Annotated in this window: 1 protein-coding gene; it reads left to right on the top strand. The window is 40.3% G+C overall.

Translation table 11 applies throughout. From position 1 onward, the window contains the following. A partial coding sequence (locus tag G6Q00_RS08680; protein ID WP_240331062.1) for a hypothetical protein occupies positions 1-1740 on the top strand: 1740 nt, incomplete at both ends.

Raw genomic sequence — 1740 nt, 5'->3', positions numbered from 1 at the left:
AGTGGAACAACTCAAGCAAATATAGAGGCAAGAGCGCTACAAAGTGAAGCGGCAGAAGTGGGGCAACAAGAGGCAAGAGCGCTAGAGAGTAGCAAAGTTAAGGGAGCAAGTGAAGCGCCTGTAAATGAGGCAAGAGCTCTACAAAGTGAAGCGCCTGTAAATGCTAGAGGTTTGCAGAATGAAACGGCAGAAGTGGGGCAAAGTGTTAAGGCTTTAGAGAGTGAAGCAGATGTAAGGGCTTTAGAAAGTCAAACGCCTGTAAAAGTACAAGATGAAGCGGGGCAGAGTGGAGGAAGTGAAACACTCCCCACTAAAACTAAATTAGAAAGAGAATTAAGCCCACAAGAAATACATGAAGTGATTAGTAAGTGGGATTTAAAAAACCCCAGCCCTAAAGATAGGCTATTAATCGGTAGAGTGCAGGGGGAGGAGTTAGAACAACTAGCTAAAGAATTTAAGTTTAAGGGCAATTATGCGCTAGCTAGAGAAATAGACGCCCAGCATGTAGCCCATGCCTTAAATAGACATAGTAACATTAGCGTAGAGACCTCCCGCAATCAAATACCAATCACGCTTGAGGACATCACTAACTACCCAAATATTATTAAGAATGCAGAAGTTAGAGAAGTTGAGCGGGATAGCATTGTTTATAAGAAACAGATAAACGGGCATTACGTAGTTGTAGAGGAAGCGCTAACAAGCCAGAACAAGATAAGATTTGTAACGATGTGGAAATCAAAGGGGACTATCACGACCCCCCCTACGCCTTCCTCAAAGGGATACGACTTAGACCGAACTCTAAGCGGGAGTTATGATAAGCCTAACCCTACCACTCCACCCCTTAAAAGTCAAGAGTTTAAAGCAAAAGCTACAGAACTTTATAACATAGCTAAAGCTCAAGAGATAGAGTTTAAAGAGTTTTTAGAAAATCTTAAGAGTGCTAATAATTCTTTAGAATTAGGCCAAATCCTTAAGAGTGAAGCTAGCATTGAAAGTAAGATTGCGCGCAAACAAGGAGATATAAGCGCAATAAGCGACTATCTAAGAGCGGCTATTATTAGTAAGGATAAAACCCACTTAGATACAGAGTTAGTAAGGCTAGAGGATAGCTTAAAGTCAAGAGGGATTAAACCTACTATAGAACTACACCACCGCGATTCAGGTTATAAAGGTGTGCATGTACAATTTGAGTTTAACGGGGTGCCTTCTGAGATACAGCTACATACGGTTAAGAGTTGGCGGATCAAAAAAAGATTAGACCCACTCTATCACGAACTAAGAGAACATGAAATTAAAAACACACTAACGCCGGAGGAAGTAGAAAATATCAGGGCAGCAAGCCGGCAACTTGGTCAAGATTCAGATTTAGATATTAAGGCTCTTACTTCATTTGCGGTTAAATCAGATAGCGCCTCCAACTCTGAAAAATCTGTATTAGTTAGAAAATCCGCAACAGATTTAAACTTAACCCAACAACCTTTAGAAAAGTCAAATTCATATCCGCCATCTGTAGTAGATTTAGATGTAAAATCTAACGCATACAACCGCCCAGATTCTACATTAAGTGAAAAATCTAATTTTTCAGGGGGTAAGGGAAAGATTGAATCGTCCATTGACAAACCTTTATCAAGTAGTATTCAAGCTACACAATCCCCCCTTAAAAGTCAAGAGCCTAAACTACTCCCCTACAAACGCACATCAGAGATTTATAAAGAGGCTAAAGCTAAGGGTTTAAGTTAT

Origin of the sequence: Helicobacter suis, from assembly GCF_902196125.1 — a bacterium.
GTDB lineage: Bacteria > Campylobacterota > Campylobacteria > Campylobacterales > Helicobacteraceae > Helicobacter > Helicobacter suis_B.
Note: the sequence above shows the minus strand (reverse complement) of the source record. Positions and strands in the feature narration are given on the sequence as shown.